The organism is Thauera butanivorans NBRC 103042 (genome assembly GCF_001591165.1).
In the GTDB taxonomy this organism is placed as follows: domain Bacteria; phylum Pseudomonadota; class Gammaproteobacteria; order Burkholderiales; family Rhodocyclaceae; genus Thauera; species Thauera butanivorans.
The window spans coordinates 68,452-89,210 of the sequence record NZ_BCUG01000004.1; the positions used below are offsets into that span (position 1 = coordinate 68,452).

The following is a 20,759-nucleotide window of genomic DNA, read 5'->3' on the forward strand; positions in this document are numbered from 1 at the left end:
GGTGGTCTACTTTTTTTCCTCGTCGGACAAACAAGGTGAAGCCGCATTTTTCACCTTCACCACCCGAGGAAACACCATGCCCCATCACTACCTGCCGCGCCTGAGCCTGCTGGCCCTGGCCGTCGTCCATCTCGGCACCGCCGTGCCGGCGTTCGCCGCCGAAACAGCCGGTGCCGCCAAAACCGCCGTCCAGCGAAGCTACGACATCCCCGCCGGCCCGCTGGAAGCCGCCTTGAACCGCTTCGGCCGCGAAGCCGGCATCACGCTCGGCTTCTCCACCGGCCTCACCGCCGGCCTGCGCAGTCCCGGCCTGCAGGGCAGCCACGACCTTGCCAGCGGCCTTGCCCAGCTGCTGCAAGGCACGGGACTGGCGGCGGAAGCACGCGGCGACGGCAGCTATACCCTGTACAGGCTGCCAGCGGCGCAGGGCGAGGTCATGCTGGCGCCGGTGGCGGTGACGGCGCAGCTTGCGCGCCCCGGCGACCTGCCCGAAGCCTATGCGGGCGGCCAGGTCGCACGTGGCGGGCGCGTCGGCATGTTGGGCAACCAGGACATGATGGACACGCCGTTCAACCAGTCGAGCTACACCTCCGAACTGATCCGGAATCAGCAGGCGGTCACCGTGGGGGACGTACTCGATAACGATCCAGCCGTACGCCGGGATGCGCCGCCAAGCGGTACCTATGAGTTCTTCAACATCCGTGGCTTCAGTGTCACCACTGGAGATATGACGTTCAACGGGCTATACGGCATGCTGCCTTACTACAGCGTGGTGCCGGTGGAGTTCGTCGAACGGGTGGAAGTGCTGAAGGGTCCCAGTGCCTTGCTTGGTGGGATGTCGCCCAACGGCGCCGTAGGCGGTGGCATCAACATTGTGCCCAAGCGCGCCGCCGACGAGCCGCTCACACGCTTCACGCTGGGCGTGGAATCCAGATCACTCTGGCGCGCTCATGTTGATACGGGGCGTCGTTTCGGCGCCGACGGTGAATGGGGCATTCGTTTCAACGGCAGCTACAAGAGCGGCGACTCGTATGTCGATGACCAATCCCGGAAAGGCCATGTCGGCGCCCTGGCGCTGGACTATCGGGGCGAGCGGCTTCGCGTGGCAATGGATGTCTTCCGTCTCCACAATGAAGTACGAGGCGGGGAATCGATCGTTGCCTATGCGGGTACCGGCTTGCCAAAGGCGCCCGACGGCAGTACCAATCTCATCCCGGGCCTGTACTTTCCCTCAACCACGGAGGGTGTGCTGTTGAGTGGCGAACTCGACATCAACGAGCACCTGACCGCTTTTGCCAAAATCGGTACCCGGCGCTATGTGCAGAAAGAGGGGCATCAGATTTCCGCCATCTCGAATCTCGATGCCCTGGGCAACGGAACCCTGACGCTCTGGAGCTGGAATCAGGATCACCGCAACGTCACGGGGGAGGCGGGTATTCGGACATCCTTCCAGACGGGGCCGGTCAAGCATGCGCTCGTCATCAGCGGCTCCCGCTTGGATAGCGAGAATCGGGAATCCCGCTACCGCGTCTCCCAGTCAACCAATATCTACTCGCCGTCGGCCATCGCTGTATGGCCCCAGTTGCCTGGTGTTGCGACGAAGGTTTCTGACAGCACCCTGAGCGGCCTGGCCATTGCGGACACCATGAGTCTTGCCGAGGGCCGCGTGCTGTTGACGCTGGGTGTCCGCCGGCAAACGGTCAAGGCCGATTCGTTCAATTCGACCAGTGGCCTGCTCACGGCCAGCTATGACAAGAGTGCCTGGACGCCGATGGTGGGCGTCGTGTTCAAGGCCAAGGAAAACCTCTCGTTCTATGCCAATGCGATCGAAGGTCTTTCGCAGGGAACGATCGTCGGAGCCACCTACCAGAACGAGGGGAAGTGTTCCCACCTTACAAAACCAAGCAATTCGAAATCGGGGCGAAGCTGAAGACTGGCGCAATCGTCAATACGCTGAGTGTCTTCCAGATCAAGAAGCCAAGCACTACGATCGATTACACTACTTCGCCGCTGCCTACATTGTTGCTGAATGGCGAACAGCGCAACCGCGGCATCGAATGGACGATCTTCGGCGAAGTGTCTCCTTCGGTGAGACTGCTGGGCGGCGTGACCTATACGCAGCCGAAGCTCACCCGGACACAAGACGGGGCGCAGGACGGCAACCATGCGGCGGGCGCTGCCCCGTGGACGGCAAACCTCGGTACCGAATGGGATCTGTCCGAGATTCCCGGCTTGACCCTGAGCGGCCGCGTGCTCTATACCAGCTCGCAGTATGCAAACAATGCCAACACGTTCAAGCTGCCAAGCTGGACGCGTCTGGACATTGGCGCCCGCTACGCCACGAGCATCGCCGGCAAGGCCACGATCTTCCGTGCGGGCATCAACAACGTGTTCGACAAGAACTACTGGTTGAGCACGCGCAGCTACGGCGCGTTTTCGCTGGCCGCTCCCCGGACGTTCCAATTGTCGGCAACGGTGGATTTCTGATTCGTGATATCCGGCAGACAGTGCCGACGGTGTCGAACCGCCGACATCCACACGCCGGTTTTCCAGCCGCAGGCCACCGATGCACTGAAATCGTCAGCGCCAGTGATCCAGGATGTGGAACCGGCCCTGCACCGGCAAACCCGCAGCCTCCAGCGCGGCGATGGCCCGCACGACGTGCTCGCAGCCCATGGAGCGGCAATCCGGCCACCATTCGCTTCAACGTGGACAAGGTGTTCGACAAATGGCGGGGGCAGCTTCGCTGGTGCAGTGGAGCAGGTGTGAATGGTTTGCCTGGCCCGTTCACAAGTGTTGGCCTGCATCCATGCGCTGGTGCAGGATGCGCACGACGTCGATGCAGCCATCGTCCAGCGTGCGAAAGAACAGTACATGTGCGCCCGTGAGCTGCTTGCGGTAGCCGTGGCGGATGTGGCTGGCGTCCTGGCCGCGTTGCCGGCGGCTGGCCAGCGCTTTGCAAGCGTCGCGGATGTTGCCGATATAGCGCTCGGCCTGCTCGACGCCCCAATGCTCGGCGGTGTAGTCCCAGATACCGGAGAGGTCAGCCACCGCCTTGCGGGAAAGCCGATAGCCACTCATGCAGAGGCTTTCCGCCCGGCCTGGGCGCGTTTGGCCTGGATGAATTCGTCGAAGTCGAAGCCGGTCGCCGGGCCGCTGCGCTCGCCTTCTTCGAGCGCGTGGCGCAGGGCACTCAGGCGCATTTCCTGCTCTTCGAGCAGGCGCAGCCCAGCACGCACGACTTCGCTGGCCGAGCCGTACCGGCCATGGGCAAGCTGCTGCTCAATGAAGCTGCCAAAGTGCTCTCCCAGCGAGATGGAGGTGTTCTTGGTCATGGCGTGTCTCCGGGTGGGATGGAATCTCAGATTACCACCCAATCGTATTCATTGGTATTTCCTGCCTGTAAGTAAAGCAGCTTGTGGGTGCGTGCAGTGAGCATGGATATCGCGGTGCGCCCGCGCCATCTCGATGAAGGCGCGCAGGTAATCGATGTCGCCGTCCGCCTCGCGGTAGCCGAGGAAGATCTGCTTGTCCACGCCCTGCGGCCCCAGCTTCACCGGAACCACGCCGAAGCGTTCCGCATTTTCTTCCACCAGCCAGCGCGGCAGCGCGGCCACGCCGCGGCCGCTGGCGACCATCTGCAGCATGATGTCGGTGGTCTCGATCGGCTTGTGCCGCTTCGGCGAGATGCCCGCCGGGGTGAGGAAGCGGGTGTAGATGTCCAGCCGGTCCAGGCTCACCGGATAGGTGATCAGCGTTTCATCCGAGAGCTGTTCGGGGTCCACATGGCTGGCACTGGCCAGCGCATGCGCGCAGCCGACCACCAGCACCTGTTCGTAGTCGAACACCGGCTCGAAGACCAGCCCGTTCTTGTGCAGCGGGTCCGGCGTGACCAGCAGGTCGATCTCGTAGCCGAACAGCGCACCGATGCCGCCGAACTGGAATTTCTGCTTCACATCCACGTCCACCGCCGGCCACGCGGCCAGGTAGGGCGAGACGATCTTCAGCAGCCACTGGTAGCAGGGATGGCATTCCATGCCGATGCGCAGCGCGCCACGCTCACCCTGAGCGAACTGGCGCAGACGCTCTTCCGCCAGCACGAGCTGCGGCAGCAGGCGCTGGGCTACCGCCAGCAGGTACTCGCCGGCCTGCGTAGGCCGCAAGCTGCGCCCTTCGCGGTGCCAGATCGCGGTGCCGAGTTGATCTTCCAGCTTGCGCACGGTGTGGCTCAGCGCCGACTGGGTGACGTGCAGCTTCTCGGCGGCGGCGGTCAGCGAGCCGTACTGATCGACGGCGCAGACGATTTCCAGATGGGTGCGTTCCAGGATGGGCATGTCATTGCGTGAACAACATTAATCGATTAATGAAACAATACCATTTTTATTCATGAACGAGGCGTCATAGGATTGGGCCACTACCAACCCGTATCCGCACTCCCATGGCACTCACACACAACCTCGGCTTTCCGCGCATCGGCGCAAAACGCGAACTGAAATTCGCCCTCGAATCCTACTGGAAGGGCGAATCGTCCCGCGACGAACTGAAGGCGACCGGCGCCAGCCTGAGCCAGCGCCACTGGAACGACCAGGCCGGCCTCGACCTGGTGCCGGTAGGCGATTTCTCGTTCTACGACCAGATCCTCGACACCAGCTTCATGCTCGGCAACCTGCCCGAGCGCGTGCAGGGCTTCCACGGCGACGTGCTGGACAACTACTTCCGCGTCGCCCGAGGCCGCTCTGCCCAGTCGGCGGAAGAACATGCCGATTGCTGCGGCGGCGTGGCCGCCGGCGAGATGACCAAGTGGTTCGACACCAACTACCACTACATCGTCCCGGAATTCACCACCGCCACCGAGTTCCGCCTGGACGCCTCGCGCCTGCTGGAGCAACTCGCCGAAGCCAGGGCGCAGGGCGTGCGCACCAAGCCGGTGATCGTCGGCCCCGTCACCTATCTCGCCATCGGCAAGGCCAAGGACGACTCCGACCGCCTCGCGCTGCTGCCGCGCCTGCTGCCGGTGTATGCCGAGCTGCTGGAGACGCTGGCCGCGCAGGGCATCGAATGGGTGCAGATCGACGAGCCCATCCTGGTCACCGAGTTGGACGCTGACTGGCAGCATGCCTTCACCACCGCCTACCACCAGTTGAAGAGCTGCCGCGTCAAGCTGCTGCTGGCGACCTATTTCGGCCAGTTGGCGGAGAACCTGTACCTCGCGGCCAACCTGCCGGTGGCCGGGCTGCATGTGGATGCGATCAACGGGCGCGACGACGTGCTGCCGCTGATCGGCCTGCTGCCCTCGCACAAGGTGCTGTCGCTCGGCGTGATCAACGGCCGCAACATCTGGAAGACCGACCTGACTGCCGTGCTCGACTGGCTGGAACCCATCGCCGAGCGCCTTGGCGAACGCCTGTGGCTCGCGCCCTCGTGCTCGCTGCTGCACGTGCCGGTGGATCTCGCCAGCGAACAGAAGCTGGACCCCGAGCTGAAGTCCTGGCTCGCCTTCGCGCTGCAGAAGCTCGACGAGTTGAAGGTGCTCGCCACCGCGCTGCGCGAAGGCCGCGCGGCGGTGGCCGGCGAACTGGCGGCCAACAAGGCCGACCTGGACGCCCGCCGCGCCTCGCCCCGGGTGCACAACCCCAAGGTGCGCAGCGCGGTGGCCTGCATCGTTCCCCACCTGGGCATGCGCGAAAGCAGCTACGCGCGGCGCACGCCCAAGCAGGCCGCGCTGCTCAAACTGCCGAAGTTTCCCACCACCACCATCGGCTCCTTCCCGCAGACCGCGGAAATCCGCCAGGCACGCGCCGACTACAAGGCCGGACGCATCGGCGCCACGGCCTACCGCCAGGCCATGCAGGCGGAAATCGAGCGCAGCGTGCGCGAACAGGAAAAGCTGGGGCTGGACGTGCTGGTGCACGGCGAGGCCGAGCGCAACGACATGGTGGAATACTTCGGCGAGCAGCTCGACGGCTACGCCTTCAGCCAGTTCGGCTGGGTGCAGTCCTACGGCTCGCGCTGCGTCAAGCCGCCCATCCTGTTCGGCGACATCAGCCGCCCGCGGCCGATGACGGTGGAGTGGATCACCTACGCGCAGTCGCTTACCGGCAAGCCGATGAAGGGCATGCTGACCGGCCCGGTGACCATCCTCAACTGGTCCTTCGTGCGCGACGACCAGCCGCGTTCGGAATCGTGCAAGCAGCTTGCCCTGGCGATCCGCGAGGAAGTGCTGGACCTGGAAAAGGCCGGCGTGCGCGTGATCCAGATCGACGAGGCCGCGCTGCGCGAAGGCCTGCCGCTGCGCCGCGCGCAGTGGAAGGAATACCTCGACTGGGCGATCGAGTGCTTCCGCATCGCCGCCAACGGCGTGCGCGACGAAACGCAGATCCACACCCACATGTGCTATTCGGAGTTCAACGACATCATCGAGGCCATCGCCGGCATGGACGCCGACGTGATCACCATCGAGACCTCGCGCTCGGACATGGAGCTGCTCGACGCCTTCGACGACTTCAAGTACCCCAACGAGATCGGGCCCGGCGTGTACGACATCCATTCGCCGAACATCCCGAGCACCGCGCACATCGTCGACCTGATGAAGAAGGCGGCCGAGCGCATCCCCGCCGAGCGCCTGTGGGTCAATCCCGACTGCGGCCTGAAGACCCGCCAGTGGGGTGAAGTCATCCCGGCGCTGGCCAACATGGTGGAGGCAGCGAAGACCTTGCGCGCCGCCGCCTGAGCAGGCACTTTCTGCCCGGCATGGCAGGGTCGAGGCCCTGCCCCAGCTCAGCAGCCCCCTGTCGCCATGCCACCAGGGGGCTGCTGGGTTCTGTTCTTCCAGCGTCGGCGACACGGGCCACATGCCCATGGACCGACAAGAGCTCAGGCTGATTCGGAAATCCTGAGCGTCCTGATCAGAAGCTCATGAAGGCTATCCACGGCCTTCGAGCCGCGCGAAGCCCTGCTCCGGTACACCGACACTTCCATCGGCTCCAGTGGCCCCAGCCCATGCGCACTGCCCAGGATTTCCAGATGGGGCGGTGCGCTGCAGCGGGTCAGCACGGCGACGGCCAGCCCGCTCTCGACGGCGGCGATCTGCCCGGCCAGGCTCGAGCTGTTGTAGACCACCCTGTAGCGGCGCCCCTGCAGACCCAATGAATTGATGGCGCTGCGCCTTGCAAGGCTGGTGTTCTCATAGACCGCGATGGGCAGCGGATCACGCCGCCACGCATCGAACTGGGGCGCTCCCACCCACACCATCGGTTCGTGAAACAGCAAGGTGCCGCGCCGGGCATGGTCCCGCGAAATCAGCGCCAGATCCAGGTCGCCCCTTTCGACGCGGGGAATCAGGGATGTCGACTGCTCGCAATCCAGCTCGATTTCCACGTTGCCGTGCCTGGGCGCGAAGCGCTTGAGGACAGGCGTCAGGTAGGTGGCGGCGTAATCGTCCGGAACCCCGAGTCGAACACGGCCTGCCAGCTCCTCGCCATGAAAGGCCGCCTGCGCCTCCGCGTGCAGGTCGAGGATACGCCGTGCGTAACCCAGCAGGACTTGCCCGTCGGGCGTCAGCTGGTGCTGCCGCGGGCCGCGCACCAGCAGTTGCCGCCCCACCGCGGCCTCCAGCTTCTTGAGCTGCATGCTCGCCGCCGACTGCGAGCGATGCAGTTCCGGCGCGGCGCCGGACAACGAACCGGCATCCACCACCGCGACGAAGCACTTGAGCCAATCGACCTGCAGATCCGGGTAATTCATGGCGCCTTCATGTATTCGATTTACGGATGGTAGGTAGCAGAATTATGCGCTTTTCGTCATTTACTGTCTGGCGCATCCTTCCGGCCTGCATGCCCTTCCGGCCACGCCGGCCATCGCACGCAATCGATGTTTTCGCTCGGAACGGCGACAGCTACAGGTGAAGGAGACCGGACTTTGACAAGCAAGCCTGCAACGGCATACGCGCTCGATCGCCACGAGGTATGGCTTGGCTTCAAGCAGTTGCTGCCCATTTCCCTTTTCGTCGTCATCTTTGGCCTGGCATTCGGGCTTGCAGCCACGCAGTCGGGACTGGATGGCGCTTCGATCGTCATCATGAGCACGCTGGTCTTTGCCGGCGCTTCGCAGTTCGCCGCGCTGGACTTGTGGGGCGCGCAAGTGCCGTTGATCCCGCTGGCCATCACTGTCTTCGCCGTCAACGCCCGCCACCTGCTGATGGGGGCCACGCTTTATCCGTGGCTTCGCCATCTGCCGCCCGCAAGGCGCTACGGCGTGATGCTCGTCGTCACCGACGCCAGCTGGGCCATGTCCATACAGGCATTCGGCCGCGGCGAATCGGGCATGGGGCTGTTGCTGGGCGGCGGCATTGCCCTCTGGCTGGCCTGGATACTGGGTTCCTGGCTGGGCCTCCATTTCGGCAATGCCATTCATGACCCGGTGAGCCTGGGGCTGGACATGGTGATGGGCTGTTTCATGCTGGCGATGGCGATCAGCGGGCCGAAGAACCTGCGCATGTTCGCGATATGGACAGTGGCGGCCTGCTCGTCACTGCTGGCCTACTGGTATCTGCCGGAAAACAGCCATGTCGTCGTGGGCGCATTGGCGGGCGGCGTGCTGGGCGCAGTCTGGATGGAGAAAAAGCCGTGAGCATCGAAACGTCGGCCATCGGCACGCTGATCATCATTCTGGTCATGGCGGGGGTGACGCTGGCCACCCGCTGGGGCGGGATTTTCGTCATGTCCTTCGTCCCCATCGGCCGCAGGGTCCAACAGTTCATCGGCGCCATGTCCGGCTCGGTACTGGTGGCGCTTCTGGCACCGCTGGCGGTGAATGGCGACGGTGGCGCGCGGCTGGCGCTGCTGGCCACCGCCGCCACGATGTTGCTGCTGAAGCAGCCCCTGCCCGCGATCGCTGCCGGCATCGCCACGGCGGCCTTGTCCAGGCAGCTTTTGTAGGAGCGCCGCGACGGCGATCGCGCTGTCCGAACTTGCCGCAGCGCCCTTGCCGATCCTTTCCGTCGCCTGGAATGCTTGCCCGGCAGGAAAGCGAGGCCGAGAATCTCCTTGTCCGCATCGGGCAAGACTCGGAAACGCGCCACACCTGCACTCCAAGGAGACACACGATGTCCTCCACGAACCATGACTCCCGGCCCGGGCAGATGCTCCCGAACCTGCCGGAACGCATGCGCGCGATGGTGCTCGAACGTCCTTTCGAGCCCTTGAAGGCCGTCGAACTGCCACGCCCCGTGCCGCAGGCCGGCCAGGTTCTGCTCGAAGTCGAAGCCTGCGGCGTCTGCCGCACCGATCTGCACCTGATCGACGGCGAACTGCCCGACCCCGTACTGCCGATGATTCCCGGCCACGAGATCGTCGGCCGCGTGGCCGCCATCGGCAGCGGCGTGCAGGGCATCCGCCTCGGCCAGCGCATGGGCGTGCCCTGGCTGGGCTGGACCTGCGGCCACTGCAGCTACTGCGGCAGCCAGCGCGAGAACCTGTGCGACGAGGCCCGCTTCACCGGCTATCAGATCCACGGCGGCTATGCGCAATTCACCCTGGCCGATGCGCGCTACTGCTTTCCGCTCGACGACGCGATCGATGCCGCCGCGGCCGCGCCGCTGCTGTGCGCCGGCCTGATCGGCTACCGGGCGCTGGCGATGGCCGGCGACGCGCGGCGGCTGGGCATCTACGGCTTCGGCGCGGCCGCCCACATCATCTGCCAGGTCGCCGTCTGGCAGGGGCGCGAAGTCCATGCCTTCACCCGCCGCGACGACACAGCCAGCCGCGACTTTGCGCGGACGCTCGGCGCCTGCTGGGCCGGTGCATCGGACGAGCTGCCGCCGCAGCCGCTGGACGCCGCGCTGATCTTCGCCCCGGCGGGCGAACTGGTGCCGGCCGCGCTGCGGGCACTGGGCAAGGGCGGCAGCGTGGTCTGCGCAGGCATCCACATGAGCGACATCCCCTCCTTTCCCTACGACATCCTGTGGGGCGAACGCCGCATCATGTCGGTCGCCAACCTGACCCGGCGCGACGGCGACGAATTCCTCGCCCTCGCCGCCCGTGTGCCGGTGCGCACCGAAGTGACGCGCTTCGCGCTGGCCGATGCCAACGACGCCCTCGAGCGGCTGCGCCGCGGCGCGCTGCAGGGCGCGGCGGTGCTGATTCCCTGAAGCCGCTCCGGCCAGGCTTGCCGTTCTCCATCAACTGTTTAAAATTACAGCCATCCACAAGGAGGCTGTAATGAACGCCCGCAGCGAGAAGCTCACCGCCCGCCAGCAGGAAATTCTCGATTTCATCCGCGCCACCGTCGAAGGCGAAGGCCGCCCTCCCACCCGCGCCGAAGTCTGCACCGCCTTCGGCTTCCGCTCGCCCAATGCGGCCGAAACCCATCTGCGCGCGCTCGCCGCCAAGGGCGCCATCCTGCTGGAAGAAGGCCGCGCCCGCGGCATCCGCCTGGCCGAGGCGCTGGGCCTGCCGCTGGTCGGCCGCGTCGCCGCCGGCAGCCCGATCCTGGCGGCGGAGCACGTCGAAACCCGGCTCCAGCTCGACCCCGCATTGTTCTCGCCGCGCGCCGACTACCTGCTGCGCGTGCGCGGCATGAGCATGCGCGACGCCGGCATCCTCGACGGCGACCTGATCGCCGTGCATCGCAGCCCCGAGGCGCGCAACGGCCAGATCGTCGTCGCCCGGCTGGAAGACGAAGTCACCGTCAAGACGCTGCAGCGCAAGGGGCCGCTGGTCGAGCTGCTGCCCGCCAACCCCGACTTCGAACCCATCGTCGTCGACACCCGGCGCGATCCGCTGGCCATCGAAGGCGTCATGGTCGGCCTGATCCGCCAGGATCACTGAGTTTTCCCCGTCCTGTCCGCGCCTGCCGCGCATCGACGAATCACGCGGAGCACGCCGTGGCCCAGTTGCTCGAGAACCTGCCCGCCGGCCTCGTCTGGCAGGGCTCGCATCTGGCGCGGCCGCCCGGCGGCATCCTGCCCACCGGCTTCCCTGTGCTCGATGCGGAGTTGCCCGGCGGCGGCTGGCCGGCCGGCGCACTGATCGAACTGCTGGCCGAACACCCCGGCGTGGGCGAACTGTCCCTGCTGCTGCCGCTGATGCGCAAGGCCGGCGCCGAACGCTGGATCGCCTGCATCGCGCCGCCCTTGCTGCCCTACGCACCGGCGCTGGCCGCTGCCGGCGTGCCGCTGCAGCGCCTGCTGCTGATCCAGCCTGCCAGCGCGGCAGAAGCCTTGTGGGCCGCCCGCCAGGCGACGGCCAGCGGCGCCTGCGCCCTGGTGCTGGCCTGGCTTGCGCGGCCCGACACCGCAGCGCTGCGCCGCCTGCAACTGGCTGCCGAAGAAAGCGCCACGCCGCTGTTCCTGTTCCGCACGCGCGACATGGCCCGCCACGCCTCGCCCGCGCCGTTGCGCCTGGCCCTGGCGCCCACGACCGGGGGGCTGCGCATCGACATCCTGAAACGGCGCGGCCCGCCTGCAGCGCGCCCTGTGCTGCTGAGCTGGCTCGACGACACCGCCGCGACGAACGACGCCTGCGCCGGCACGGCACGGCGCCTCGCCCTCGTCGGCTGAACAAGCATGCCGTGGCTCGCGATCAAGCTGCCGGAGCTGCCGCTGCAGGTCTTCACCCGCGGCCTGGCCGACGAGGACACGCCGCTCGGCGTGATCGACAGCGGCCGCCGTAACCGCATCCTCGCCGCCAACGGCGCCGCCCGCGCCCAGGGCGTCTTTGCCGGCCAGGCCTTGTCGGCCGCACGGGCCATGGCGCCGGCGCTGCAGCTGCAAGCTCGCCAGACCGCGCGCGAAGCCGCCTTGCTGGCCGAAATCGCCTGCTGGGCCGGGCGCTTCACGCCGCGTATCAGCCTTGCTCCGCCCGACGCCGTGCTGCTCGAGATCGGTGCCAGCCTGCGCCTGTTCGGCGGTATGGACGCGATCCGCCAGCAGGCTCGCGAAGGCCTGCTGCAGCTCGGCATCGAAGCCCGCCTCGCCTGCGCCCCCACGCCGCTGGCCGCCTGCTGGTTCGCCGCCTGCGGGCAGGACCCCGCGGCCGGCATCGACTGGCGCGAGGCGCTGGACGGCTTGCCGCTGTCCGTCCTCGGCAGCGGCACGGACGGCGACCCTGCTCTCCCCCAAATGCTCGCTCATGCCACCACGGCCTGTTCCGCCAGCACGCTCGAGCTGCTCGACGGCCTCGGCGCCCGCAGCATCGGCGTGGTACGTGCATTGCCCGCAGCAGGCCTGGCCCGTCGCCAGGCCCAGGCCGTCGGCCTGCTGATCGCCCGCGCCCGCGGCGAACAGCCCGACCCTCGCCCCTGGTTCGAGCCGCCCGCGCGCTTCTCGCACGAACTGGCGCTGCCGGCGCCGACCCATCACAGCGAAGCCCTGCTGTTCGCCGCCCGCCGATTGTTCGCCAGCCTGTCGGCCTGGCTGCAGGCCAGGCATGCGGGCATCGACCATTGCCGCCTGTCGCTGGTCCATGAAGGCAGCGGGGAAACGCCGCTGGACATCGTGCTCGGCCATCCTTCGGACGACGCGGATCATCTCGCCCTGATCACGCGCGAACGCCTGGGCATGCAGGTGCTGCCTGCCGAGATCTGCATCCTGCGCCTGGAAGCCGAGCACCCGCTCGACCGCGGTGCGCATGCCACCGACCTGTTCGGCTCTCCCGGCCAGGCCCGGAACGAAGCGCTGCAGTTGCTCGACCGCCTGCGCGCACGGCTCGGCGACGGCGCCGTGCGCCGCCTCGCGCCACTCGCCGACCACCGCCCGGAAGCCGCCTGGCAAGTCTGCGGGGAGCGGTCCCGAAGCAGCCAGGCAAAGCCTTCTCCGAGCCGAAACTTGCGCCCCCTGTGGCTGCTCCCCGCGCCGCGAGCGATCGACCTTCGGCAATACGCGCTGATCGGCGACGCCGAACGCATCGAAAGCGGCTGGTGGGACGAAGGCGACATCCGCCGCGACTACTACCTCGCCCGCCGTGCCGACGGCAGCCTGTGCTGGGTTTTCCATGATCTCGCCTCGCCGGGCGGCTGGTTCCTGCACGGCTGCTTCGGCTGACGCGGCCGCCGCGCCGGGAAGCGCCTTGCGAACGTAGTACACTCCCCGGCACATTTTTCCCGGCCTGCCGGACAACAACAGACATGCCATCCTCCTCTTCCCCCCACTCTCCCGGCATACCTGCCGAACTGCCGGGCGACGCCGCCCGCCGCCGTGCAAAACGGAGCCTGCTCGCCTTCATCATCGCGCTGCCGATCTCGTGGTGGCTGTTCAGCCGGCTCGAACCGATCTGGGACCGGATCCTGCCGCTCGAAGGCCTGCCTTTCATGGCCGCGGCCACGCTGCTCGGCGCGGCGCTGGCGATCGCGCCGCTGGCGGCCGCCATCGGCTTCCTGCTGGCGGTCTGGTTCGGCGTGGACAGCGTCTACCTGCCCAGGCGCACGACCGGCGCCGCGCTCGACAAACCCATCGTCGCAGTCGGCCTGCTGGTGTGGTTCTCGCCCGCGCTGGCCGCCATTGCCGCCGCCGGGCGCGGCCTGTACGAGGGCCGCATCCATTTCGTGCGGCCGCCGCGCGACTACTTCCTCGCCACCGATCCGATCGCCTTCTGGCAGGGCGTGGGTTTCTGGCTGATCATGGCCGTGCTGTTCGGCTTCCTCGCCTGGCGCTACTGGCGCCCGCGCCTGTTCCCCCGCAACGCGGCGCAAGATTGAAGCCCACCCCCGCCCGTCCCACCTCGCCGGCAACACCGGCGGCCGCAGCTCTGCCGGCAGCGCCCATCATCCGCCAGTTGCTGCACCACGCCTGGCCGGTGCTGGTCGCGCAGTTGCTGTCGATGTCCATGATGGTCGCCGACACGCTGATCGCCGGCCGCTACGGCACGGCCGACCTCGCCGCGGTCGCGGTCGGCAGCGGGCTGTACATCTCGGTGGTGATGCTGCTGGTCGGCATCCTGCAGGCGGTGGCGCCGACGATCGCCCACCATGTCGGCGCCGGGCGCAGCGGTGCGATCGGGCCGGCTCTGCAGCAGGGCTTCTGGCTGGCGCTGATGCTGGCCGTGCCGGGCTGCCTGGTGCTCGGCCAGCCGGATGCCCTGCTCCGGTTCGCCCGCGTGCCGCCCGAGATTGCCGAAGGCGCCGGTGCCTACCTGCGGGCCACCGCCTTCGGCCTGCCGGCGGTACTGCTCTATCGCACTTTCTACGCCTTCAACAACGCGGTCGGCCGACCGCGGGTGCTGATGGTCATCAGCTTCATCGCCGTCTGCGTGCATGTGCCGCTCGCCTGGGCGCTGACCCACGGCCTGTTCGGCTTCGCCGGCCTGTCCGCGCTCGGCGGCACCGGCTGCGGCATCTCGACCGCCATCGTCAGTTGGCTGGGGCTGGGCTGCGGGCTGCTGCACCTGCTGCGCAGCCCGGCCTACCGCCAGTACGCGATCTTCTCGCACTGGCAGGCGCCCCGCCCGCGCGAGATCGGCTCGCTGCTGCGCCTGGGCGTGCCGATGGGTTTTTCCACCTTCATCGAGATCACTTCCTTCACGCTGATCGCGCTGTTCGCCGCCCGCCTCGGCTCCGAAGCGGTGGCCGGCCATCGGGTGGTCGCCAACCTGTCGGCGCTGGTCTACATGCTGCCGCTGGCGATGTCGATCGCCACCCTGGTGCTGGTCGGTCAGGCCGCCGGCGCACACGACTGGGCACGCGCGCGCGCAACGGTGAAAGTCAGCCTGTGGCTGACGTCCGGCTTCGCCACGCTGGTCGGCATCGGCCTGTGGCTGCTGCGCGAGCCGGTGATCGGCCTGTCATCGACCGATCCGGCGGTACGCGCGGTGGCGCTCGGCCTGATCGTCTACATCTGCATCTATCAACTGACCGACGCGATCCAGACCGTGGCCGCGCATGCCTTGCGCGGCTTCAAGGTCACGCTGCTGCCGATGCTGCTGCACACCCTGTGTTTCTGGGGCGTCGGCCTGGGCGGCGGCTACTGGGCCACTTACCACGCCTTCGGCCGCGAGACGGCGCCCAGCGTCGCCGGCTTCTGGGAGGCCAGCGTGGCGGCGACCGTGCTGGCCACCGCACTGTTCGGCTGGCTGCTGGCGCGGGTGATGGAACGTCAGCGCATCTCGAACAATTCCTGATGAAAGGCTCCCGGGGGGAGCCCGTGAGCCAGCAGATCGGCACGCAAGGCCCGGCCGAACGCCGAAGGGCCGCAGAACCAGACGCTGGCATCCTTCCAGCCGGGCACGGTGCGGCGCAGGCGCTCACCATCCAGCCGGCCCTCGCCATCGCCTATCAGCAGGTGCAGCCTGACACCGGCGGCCCCGGCCGCTTCGGCCAGAATCTCGCGAGCCTGCGGCGCCAGCACGGTCGTGGGGTGAAACAGGTCGACCTGGCGGCTTTCAGCGGGGTGCCCGGCAAGATACTGCAGACGGGCCAGGAAAGGCGTGATGCCGATGCCTGCGCCGATCCAGATCTGGCGCCGCTGGTCCGAGAAAGTGAAGCAGCCATAAGGCCCTTCGACCGTCACCGGGTCGCCGATCTTCAGGCGCTCCGGCAGGCGCCTGGTGTGGTCGCCCAGCCCCTTGGTGACGAAGGTGATCTGCCGCTTGCCGGGGTCCCATGCCGACGCGATGGTATAGGGGTGAGCGCCTTCGCGGGGATCCGAAGTGACGAAGGCGAACTGGCCGCTCTGGTGCCCCTTCCACCCTTCGTCGAGCTGGATGCGCGTGACCAGGGTTTGCATTTCGGGGTAATGGATCAGTTCCTCGATGCGCCCGCCCACCTGGCGCTTGCGGCCGATGCGGCCGGCCAGGCTGATACAGGCGGCCAGGCTGCCTGCGGCCATCAGCAGCGCCATGGCGATGCCGATCGGCTGGGTCCAGTATTCGTGCTTGATCAGGATGACGCTGTGGAAGACCAGCAACAGGTAGCCGGCGGCCAGCAGCGTGTGGAGCCTGGCGAACAGGCGGTAGGGAAAGCGCTTGATCAGCGCCAGCACGATCAGGACCGCGACCGCGTAGAAAGTCCATTCGCCGACGGTTTCGGCCAGCCCGCGCTGGGTGCGCAACAGCGCCTCGATGCCTTCGTATGCCTGCCCGCCGCCCTTGCCCGGCTTGACCAGCCAGCCCCAAGCGACGGCCCACTTGGTGCCCTTGGCGAACAGCCAATGGACGGTGCCGGCCACCAGCGCGGTGATGCCGAGCCATTTGTGCAGGCGGTACATCTTGTCCAGGCCGTCGAACATCGGCTCCAGGCGCACCGGGCGCAGCGCCAGGACCATGGCGACGCTCATGGCCCCCATGGCGATGACGCCGGAGTACTGCACGAATACCTTGCGGAACGGAAAATAGCCGAAAGGCTGGGGCAGGAAAGTATCCGCCATCAGCCACAGCACGCTCAGCCCACCCAGCAAAACCACGAGACCTGTCTTGATCGGTTTCATCGCCGTACGCCTCCCGCCGTACTTTTTCGATTGACGATGCCCAAGTTTCGCCCGGCCTGCCTGAACGCAGCCTGAATCCGCCTGGCTCGCACCGACGTGGAGCCGGGGCCTGCCGGCCGGGAACTGCGGGAATCCAGCGCCGGCAGGGATGATCCTGCTTCTGCAGCCGAGCGCTCAGGCAGCCCGGCCCAGCCAGCCCCTGCGCAGCTTCAGCGCTCCGGCGGAAGCCTTTTCCGCAGGCTTCAGGCTGATCTTGTCGACGACGGGCTCGCCCAGCACGACGCTGAACACCATCAGCTCGTCGCGGCGGAAGGCGTGGATCTCCACCTCATCGCCAGGCTGGCGCCGCGCGAGCATGTCGTCGAGCGCCTTGCCGCTGCCCAGTTTCAGGCCGTCGAGCGCGATCAGCACGTCGCCGGCCGACAGCCCGGCCGCCTGTGCCGCACCGCCGTCATGGACGCTGGCAAGCCTGCATTCGCCATTGCCGGCCGCCAGCTTGACGCCGAGCGAAGGCGCGGCGGCCGTCGGCTCGGCCTGCCAGTCGATGCCGAAGCCCTTCAGCAGCTTCGCCAGCGGCAGGTCGCCGGTGCCCTCGACCGTTTTCTTCAGCCAGCGTGCGAGCTTGCTTCCCAGCATGCTGCCGCCCACCTCGCGCACCGCATCGAAGATGCCTTCTTCCGCCACCCCCAGCCCGGTTTGCCCATGGCGCTGCCACAGCAGGCGCATCACGTCGTCCAGGCTGATACGCCCGTCGCTGCCGGCACGCAGCTGCAGGTCGAGCGCGAGCGCGATCAGCGCGCCCTTGGCGTAATAGCTGACGATGGCGTTGGGCGCGTTCTCGTCCTGGCGGTAATACTTGGTCCATGCATCGAAGGACGACTCCGCCACGCTCTGCTTGCTCCGTCCGCTGCCGCGCAGCACGGCGGAGACGGTCTTGCCGAGCAGGCCGAGGTAGTCCCCGGGCGTGATCACGCCACTGCGTACCAATGCAAGGTCGTCGTAATACGAGGTGAAGCCTTCGAAAGCCCACAGCAGGCGGGTGTAGTTTTCCTGGGTCAGATCGTAAGGCGTGAAGGCCGCCGGCTTGATGCGCTTGACGTTCCAGGTATGGAAATACTCGTGGCTGCACAGGCCGAGAAAGCTCTTGTAGCTGTCGGGCAGGCCTTCCATGCCCTTCCACGGCAGGTCGGCGCGGCTGCACAGCAGCGCGGTCGAGGCGCGATGCTCCAGCCCGCCGTAGCCCTCGCCCACCACCATGGTCAGGAAAGCGTAGTAGTCCATCGGCGGCGGCGCGCCGAACAGCGCGATCTGCCATTCGCAGACGCGGCGCAAGTCCTCGCACAGGCGTTCGAGATCGCAGTCGTGGCGGCCGGCCAGCACCACGTCGTGGGTGATGCCGGCGGCGTCGAAATGGCCGAGGGCGAAGCTGCCCATCTCGACCGGGTGATCGATCAACTCGTCGTAGTCGGCGGCGCGATACCAGCCGAAACCGTAGGGCCGCGCCGCGCCGACGACGCCGTGTGCAAGCGGCAAGGCAGTGGCGACCTTCCAGTCACGGTATTCGGCGCCGTCCGGCCGCTCGATGCCCACCAGGCAGGGACGATCGCTGCGTCCTTCCACCGCCAGGAACACGCTGGTGCCGTTGAAGAAGCCATGGGTGCCGTCCAGGTGGGCGGCGCGTACCGACAGATCCCAGGCGTAGACTTCGTAATGCAGGCTGAGCACGCCGCCGTCCGGCACCGGCGCGGCGCGCCAGCTGTGCTTGTCGAGTTTGTCGATCGGCCAGGCTTCGCCATCCAGTTCGGCGCGCAGCGTGACGATGTTGCGCGCGAACTCGCGGATCATGTAGCTGCCCGGAATCCACGCTGGCAGGCGGAAGACCTGCCCGGCCGGATCGGGATCGCGGACAGTGCAGCTCACATGGAAAAGATGGGCGCCGGGATTGGCGGGGCGGATACGGTATTCGACGGCAGGCAAGGCGGGAGGCATCGTGTCGCGGGTCCGGTTGGCAACGGGGATTGGCACGGGCTTCAAGCCCTCGTGCCGGAAGTCCTGTATTTACCACCCCGCACCGCCCGCGTCGACCCGGGCTGCCGCAGCGCAATGCGCAGCGCCATCCGTGCCCGGCGCTCCGGTTGCGTGGCGGCTCAGCCGCCGGCCCGGCGCCGCTTCAGCAGCAGGCCGCTTTCGAGGTGAAGGGTATAGGGAAACTGGTCGAACACCGCCGCCGCCGCGATCTCGTGCGTATCGTGCAGCGCGGCGACGTTGTCGCGCAGCGTGGCCGGATTGCACGACACGTACAGGATGCGCTCGAAGCCGCGGGCGAGTTCGACCGTGGCCGCGTCCAGCCCGCTGCGCGGCGGATCGACGAACAGCGTCGAAAAGCGATAGCCGCCGAGGTCGATTTCCTTCATGCGGCGGTATTCCCGCCCGCCGGCCAGCGCGTCGCTGATCTCGTCGCTCGACATCCGCACCATCGTGACGTTGCCGATGCCGTTGGCCTCGAGGTTGTAGTTTGCCGCGCGCACCGAGGACTTGCTGACCTCGGTCGCCAGCACCTTGCCGAAGGCCGGCGCCAGCGCCACGGTGAAGTTGCCGTTGCCGCAGTACAGCTCCAGCAGGTCGCCGCCGGCATCGGCCGCCTGGCGGCGGGCCCAGCCCAGCATCTGCCGGTTGACGCCGGCATTGGGCTGGGTGAAGCTGCCTTCGATCTGCTGGTAGCGCAGCGTGCGGCCGTCGAGTTCGAAGGATTCCAGCAGCCAGTCGCGGCCGAGCACGATCTTCTGCTTGCGGCTGCGGCCGATGAGCTGCACGCCGAAGCGGTCCGCCAATGCCTGCGCGGCCGCGCTCCAGTCCTCGCCGAGCGGGCGATGGTAGATCAGGCACACCATCAGTTCGCCGCTGTGCGTGGCGAGGAATTCGACCTGGAACAGCTTGCGCTTGAGCACTTCGCAGTCCTGCAAGACATCGCGCAGGCGCGGCATCAATTCGCAGATCGGCTGGGCCGCAGCGGGAAAATCGTCGATCAGCACGACTTTCTTGTCGCCGCCGCCGGCCTCGAACATCGCGTAGTCGATGCGCCCACCGTGGTGCCAGATGCGGAACTCCGCGCGCATGCGGTAGTGCAGCGGCGCCGAGCGGAAGACTTCGGGCTCGGGCAGGCCGAAATCGGCGAAATCCCGCTTGAAGGCGGCGAGCTTGCCGGCCAGTTGCGATTCGTATTGGGCGGGGTCGATGCGGTCGGACGGCATGGCAGGCAAGGTGGTGAAAGGGATGGGGCCGAGGGGCGCAAGAGTATACGACGCTCGGCGATGCCCGGCCATGGACGGCAAAGGCGGACGAAAAAAAGACCCCCACGCTCATCCGCAGCGCGGACTCGCTGCCCCCCAAGGGGGCTTTTTCGTCTTGGGGCGGCCCAAGACGAAAAAAACCCCGGAACGGATTCCGGGGCGCAAGTGCCGACGACCGAGGAGACGGAAAAGCCATCAGCATGAAAAGGACGGTGCCGCGACCCGGCCCCGGCGCTTCACTCACCGGCGCCAGTCGCCTCGGGCGCCGGGCGCCCCGCGCCCATGCATTTCTGCATCTTGCCCAACACTTGGAGCACCAGATCGCTTTCCGGCATGACCCGGCACGCCAGCACCACGCCGGCCGCCAGTTCGTCGGCGCCGACGTGCTGGCGGCTCATCGCCCGGCAGCGGTAGCGCCCCGCGGTGATGCGGATCTTGCACACGCCGCAGCCGCCGCCCCTGCAGCCCAGCGGAATGCCGCGCCGGCCGAGCCGCGCCATGCCGTCGAGCACCGATTCGTCGCTGCCGCAGGCGTAGTGTTCGCCGGTGCCGGCGATCTCGACGTCGTGCTTCACGCGCCCCGGCCCCGCCGCGCTCACGCCGCGCCGTCCGCCGCCCGCAGCGCCCGCGCGCGCACTTCGTCGGCGCGCAGCTCGCTCGCCGGACGGCCGCCGATCGCCCAGTCCCCCGGATGCACGCGGGTGCAGCTACCCCTGACCAGCGCCCGCTCCACGCCCAGGATATCGACGAGCAGCGTGGTGAAGCCGGCGAGCAGGCGCTGGCGCTCTTCCAGCGGCCGGCCTTCGAGGACGATGAAGTGGAACACCGGCGCATGCGGCCCGTCGTCGCCGACCAACTCGCCGGCGACCAGGACGTGCGCCGGCGCGTGCCGCGTGATGAAGGCCCGCACCCGCTCCAGCGGCGCGCGCAGCACCTCGCAGTAGAGCGCGCAGGCGGCCTTCAGCAGCGCCGCTTCCTGCTGCGGCGTCGCCCGTCCTTCGACCAGGTGGAAATTGACGACCGGCATGTGTGTCTCCTTTGGTCAGGCAAGCCTC

Annotated in this window: 20 protein-coding genes; 11 read left to right on the top strand and 9 right to left on the bottom strand. The window is 67.5% G+C overall.

Annotation, left to right across the window (positions count from 1 at the left end):
* Positions 1–76 precede the first annotated feature (76 nt).
* Both TBU01S_RS24950 and TBU01S_RS24955 read left to right on the top strand, forming a co-directional pair.
* Positions 77–1,930 carry a TonB-dependent receptor gene (locus TBU01S_RS24950; RefSeq protein ID WP_068635078.1) on the top strand — a complete coding sequence of 618 codons (1,854 nt, stop codon included), beginning with the start codon at positions 77–79 and terminating at the stop codon, positions 1,928–1,930.
* Positions 1,882–2,487 carry a TonB-dependent receptor gene (locus TBU01S_RS24955; RefSeq protein WP_157659080.1) on the top strand — a complete coding sequence of 202 codons (606 nt, stop codon included), beginning with the start codon at positions 1,882–1,884 and terminating at the stop codon, positions 2,485–2,487. Before TBU01S_RS24950 ends, TBU01S_RS24955 begins: the two co-directional genes overlap by 49 nt.
* Positions 2,488–2,787: 300 nt before the next feature.
* On the opposite strand, the gene TBU01S_RS02585 is transcribed toward TBU01S_RS24955, so the two are convergent.
* Genes TBU01S_RS02585 through TBU01S_RS02595 form a run of 3 tightly spaced genes read right to left on the bottom strand, consistent with a single transcriptional unit; the run spans position 2,788 to position 4,334 of the window.
* Positions 2,788–3,081 (bottom strand): type II toxin-antitoxin system RelE/ParE family toxin, encoded by a 294-nt coding sequence (locus TBU01S_RS02585; RefSeq protein WP_068635080.1) that lies wholly within the window; start codon positions 3,079–3,081, stop codon positions 2,788–2,790.
* Entirely contained in the window at positions 3,078–3,335 is a 258-nt protein-coding gene (locus tag TBU01S_RS02590; protein ID WP_068635081.1) for a type II toxin-antitoxin system ParD family antitoxin, read from the bottom strand. Before TBU01S_RS02590 ends, TBU01S_RS02585 begins: the two co-directional genes overlap by 4 nt.
* A gap of 48 nt (positions 3,336–3,383) precedes the next feature.
* Positions 3,384–4,334, bottom strand: a complete 951-nt coding sequence (locus TBU01S_RS02595) for a LysR family transcriptional regulator (RefSeq protein WP_068635082.1) — start codon at positions 4,332–4,334, stop codon at positions 3,384–3,386.
* Positions 4,335–4,438: 104 nt separating this feature from the next.
* On the opposite strand from TBU01S_RS02595, the gene metE reads away from it, so the two are divergent.
* Positions 4,439–6,730 (top strand): 5-methyltetrahydropteroyltriglutamate--homocysteine S-methyltransferase, encoded by a 2,292-nt coding sequence (gene metE / locus TBU01S_RS02600; protein WP_068635083.1) that lies wholly within the window; start codon positions 4,439–4,441, stop codon positions 6,728–6,730.
* A 143-nt stretch (positions 6,731–6,873) separates the two neighbouring features.
* Here the strand turns inward: metE and TBU01S_RS02605 are convergent, their stop codons facing one another.
* Positions 6,874–7,743 (bottom strand): LysR family transcriptional regulator, encoded by an 870-nt coding sequence (locus TBU01S_RS02605; RefSeq protein ID WP_068635084.1) that lies wholly within the window; start codon positions 7,741–7,743, stop codon positions 6,874–6,876.
* A gap of 126 nt (positions 7,744–7,869) precedes the next feature.
* Between TBU01S_RS02605 and TBU01S_RS02610 the strand changes: the two genes are divergently transcribed.
* From TBU01S_RS02610 to TBU01S_RS02645, 8 genes are all read left to right on the top strand, one after another.
* Complete coding sequence (locus TBU01S_RS02610) at positions 7,870–8,628, top strand: AzlC family ABC transporter permease (RefSeq protein WP_083953425.1); 759 nt, start codon at positions 7,870–7,872, stop codon at positions 8,626–8,628.
* Complete coding sequence (locus TBU01S_RS02615; RefSeq protein ID WP_068635086.1) at positions 8,625–8,936, top strand: AzlD family protein; 312 nt, start codon at positions 8,625–8,627, stop codon at positions 8,934–8,936. Before TBU01S_RS02610 ends, TBU01S_RS02615 begins: the two co-directional genes overlap by 4 nt.
* Before the next feature lie 167 nt (positions 8,937–9,103).
* Positions 9,104–10,147 (top strand): zinc-dependent alcohol dehydrogenase family protein, encoded by a 1,044-nt coding sequence (locus TBU01S_RS02620; RefSeq protein ID WP_245650824.1) that lies wholly within the window; start codon positions 9,104–9,106, stop codon positions 10,145–10,147.
* Positions 10,148–10,217: 70 nt separating this feature from the next.
* Complete coding sequence (lexA, locus tag TBU01S_RS02625) at positions 10,218–10,826, top strand: transcriptional repressor LexA (protein WP_068635087.1); 609 nt, start codon at positions 10,218–10,220, stop codon at positions 10,824–10,826.
* Between the two features lie 56 nt (positions 10,827–10,882).
* A complete protein-coding gene (gene imuA, locus TBU01S_RS02630; RefSeq protein ID WP_068635088.1) occupies positions 10,883–11,557 on the top strand; it encodes a translesion DNA synthesis-associated protein ImuA in 675 nt (224 codons plus the stop codon).
* Positions 11,558–11,563: 6 nt separating this feature from the next.
* On the top strand, positions 11,564–13,039 hold the full coding sequence (locus tag TBU01S_RS02635) for a Y-family DNA polymerase (RefSeq protein ID WP_068635089.1): 1,476 nt from the start codon (positions 11,564–11,566) through the stop codon (positions 13,037–13,039).
* Positions 13,040–13,122: 83 nt separating this feature from the next.
* Positions 13,123–13,692: a hypothetical protein gene (locus TBU01S_RS02640; protein WP_068635090.1), complete on the top strand. Its 570-nt coding sequence runs from the start codon at positions 13,123–13,125 to the stop codon at positions 13,690–13,692.
* Positions 13,689–15,110 (top strand): MATE family efflux transporter, encoded by a 1,422-nt coding sequence (locus TBU01S_RS02645; protein ID WP_068635091.1) that lies wholly within the window; start codon positions 13,689–13,691, stop codon positions 15,108–15,110. The genes TBU01S_RS02640 and TBU01S_RS02645 overlap by 4 nt, the downstream gene beginning before the upstream one ends.
* On the opposite strand, the gene TBU01S_RS02650 is transcribed toward TBU01S_RS02645, so the two are convergent.
* The 5 genes from TBU01S_RS02650 to TBU01S_RS02670 form a co-directional block, all read right to left on the bottom strand.
* Positions 15,086–16,414 (bottom strand): ferredoxin reductase family protein, encoded by a 1,329-nt coding sequence (locus TBU01S_RS02650; RefSeq protein WP_068635092.1) that lies wholly within the window; start codon positions 16,412–16,414, stop codon positions 15,086–15,088. The genes TBU01S_RS02645 and TBU01S_RS02650 overlap by 25 nt on opposite strands.
* Positions 16,415–16,588: 174 nt before the next feature.
* Complete coding sequence (locus TBU01S_RS02655) at positions 16,589–18,403, bottom strand: M61 family metallopeptidase (protein ID WP_068635093.1); 1,815 nt, start codon at positions 18,401–18,403, stop codon at positions 16,589–16,591.
* Between the two features lie 158 nt (positions 18,404–18,561).
* Positions 18,562–19,665, bottom strand: a complete 1,104-nt coding sequence (gene trmA, locus TBU01S_RS02660; protein WP_068635094.1) for a tRNA (uridine(54)-C5)-methyltransferase TrmA — start codon at positions 19,663–19,665, stop codon at positions 18,562–18,564.
* A gap of 275 nt (positions 19,666–19,940) precedes the next feature.
* Positions 19,941–20,279 (bottom strand): 2Fe-2S iron-sulfur cluster-binding protein, encoded by a 339-nt coding sequence (locus tag TBU01S_RS02665; protein WP_174524492.1) that lies wholly within the window; start codon positions 20,277–20,279, stop codon positions 19,941–19,943.
* 20 nt (positions 20,280–20,299) lie between these two features.
* Complete coding sequence (locus TBU01S_RS02670) at positions 20,300–20,731, bottom strand: tautomerase family protein (RefSeq protein ID WP_068635096.1); 432 nt, start codon at positions 20,729–20,731, stop codon at positions 20,300–20,302.
* Positions 20,732–20,759 lie beyond the last annotated feature (28 nt).

Bases quoted from the DNA above. Each gene is read 5' to 3' on its own strand.
- TBU01S_RS24950 (WP_068635078.1), top strand. From the start codon at position 77: ATGCCCCATCACTACCTGCCGCGCCTGAGCCTGCTGGCCCTGGCCGTC.
- TBU01S_RS02585 (WP_068635080.1), bottom strand. From the start codon at position 3,081: ATGAGTGGCTATCGGCTTTCCCGCAAGGCGGTGGCTGACCTCTCCGGT.
- TBU01S_RS02590 (WP_068635081.1), bottom strand. From the start codon at position 3,335: ATGACCAAGAACACCTCCATCTCGCTGGGAGAGCACTTTGGCAGCTTC.
- TBU01S_RS02595 (WP_068635082.1), bottom strand. From the start codon at position 4,334: ATGCCCATCCTGGAACGCACCCATCTGGAAATCGTCTGCGCCGTCGAT.
- metE (WP_068635083.1), top strand. From the start codon at position 4,439: ATGGCACTCACACACAACCTCGGCTTTCCGCGCATCGGCGCAAAACGC.
- TBU01S_RS02605 (WP_068635084.1), bottom strand. From the start codon at position 7,743: ATGAATTACCCGGATCTGCAGGTCGATTGGCTCAAGTGCTTCGTCGCG.
- TBU01S_RS02610 (WP_083953425.1), top strand. From the start codon at position 7,870: ATGTTTTCGCTCGGAACGGCGACAGCTACAGGTGAAGGAGACCGGACT.
- TBU01S_RS02620 (WP_245650824.1), top strand. From the start codon at position 9,104: ATGTCCTCCACGAACCATGACTCCCGGCCCGGGCAGATGCTCCCGAAC.
- lexA (WP_068635087.1), top strand. From the start codon at position 10,218: ATGAACGCCCGCAGCGAGAAGCTCACCGCCCGCCAGCAGGAAATTCTC.
- TBU01S_RS02635 (WP_068635089.1), top strand. From the start codon at position 11,564: ATGCCGTGGCTCGCGATCAAGCTGCCGGAGCTGCCGCTGCAGGTCTTC.
- TBU01S_RS02640 (WP_068635090.1), top strand. From the start codon at position 13,123: ATGCCATCCTCCTCTTCCCCCCACTCTCCCGGCATACCTGCCGAACTG.
- TBU01S_RS02650 (WP_068635092.1), bottom strand. From the start codon at position 16,414: ATGAAACCGATCAAGACAGGTCTCGTGGTTTTGCTGGGTGGGCTGAGC.
- TBU01S_RS02655 (WP_068635093.1), bottom strand. From the start codon at position 18,403: ATGCCTCCCGCCTTGCCTGCCGTCGAATACCGTATCCGCCCCGCCAAT.
- trmA (WP_068635094.1), bottom strand. From the start codon at position 19,665: ATGCCGTCCGACCGCATCGACCCCGCCCAATACGAATCGCAACTGGCC.
- TBU01S_RS02670 (WP_068635096.1), bottom strand. From the start codon at position 20,731: ATGCCGGTCGTCAATTTCCACCTGGTCGAAGGACGGGCGACGCCGCAG.